This window comes from Falsirhodobacter sp. 1013, from assembly GCF_051195255.1.
Taxonomy (GTDB): domain Bacteria; phylum Pseudomonadota; class Alphaproteobacteria; order Rhodobacterales; family Rhodobacteraceae; genus Falsirhodobacter.
In genome coordinates this window covers 1-846 of the sequence record NZ_JBNJLK010000050.1, presented here as the reverse complement: position 1 = coordinate 846, position 846 = coordinate 1, and the positions used below count along the sequence as shown (strand labels likewise).

The following is an 846-nucleotide window of genomic DNA, read 5'->3' as shown; positions in this document are numbered from 1 at the left end:
TAGGCTCCAGACCCATTGATTTTACGGTCTCAGCATGATTCAGGCTCCGCAAGGAGACCTGATCGATGAGCAACCTGTTCTGGCTGACCGAGGCGCAGATGGCCCGCCTTCGTCCTTTCTTTCCCAAGAGTCATGGCCGCCCGCGTGTTGATGATCTCAGGGTTCTCAGTGGCATTATCTTCATCAATCGCAATGGCTTGCGGTGGTGCGATGCTCCGAGGGAATACGGACCGGCCAAGACCCTCTACAATCGCTGGAAGCGTTGGAGCGATAATGGGGTCTTCGCGCGGATCATGGTCGGCCTGGCCGCCGAAGGCGCCGATCCGAAGACGATCATGATCGATGCCACGTATCTGAAGGCGCATCGCACGGCTTGTAGCCTGCGCGCGAAAAAGGGGGGCGGGGTCGCCAGATCGGCCGAACAAAAGGCGGCATGAACACGAAGCTGCATGCTGTCACCGATGCGAAAGGCCGTCCCATCCGGTTCTTCATATCGGCAGGGCAGGTCAGCGATTACACCGGTGCGGCAGCACTGTTGGGCAGCCTGCCGAAGGCGGACTGGTTTCTGGCGGACAGGGGATATGACGCCGACTGGCTGCGAGAAGCGTTGGAAGCCAAAGGGATAAGCGCCTGCATCCCCGGCCGGAAGTCCCGCAAGAAGCCCGTGAAATACGATAAGCGCCGCTACAAAAGGCGTAACCGCATCGAGATAATGTTCGGTCGCCTGAAGGACTGGAGACGTGTCGCCACGCGTTACGACAGGTGCCCGGAAACCTACCTCTCCGCAATCGCGTTGGCCGCAACCGTCCTGTTTTGGCTGTGATCAAGAACGAGTCCTGACCCTAG

The 846-nt window shown here is 59.2% G+C and carries 1 protein-coding gene; it reads left to right on the top strand.

The features are described from left to right. Positions 1-65: 65 nt before the first annotated feature. Positions 66-823, top strand: a protein-coding gene (locus tag ACSHZY_RS18880; protein WP_435171765.1) for an IS5 family transposase whose coding sequence is annotated in 2 segments (ribosomal slippage) — positions 66-387 and positions 387-823 — 759 coding nt in all. Because the reading frame shifts where the segments join, the coding sequence is not laid out codon by codon here. Positions 824-846 lie beyond the last annotated feature (23 nt).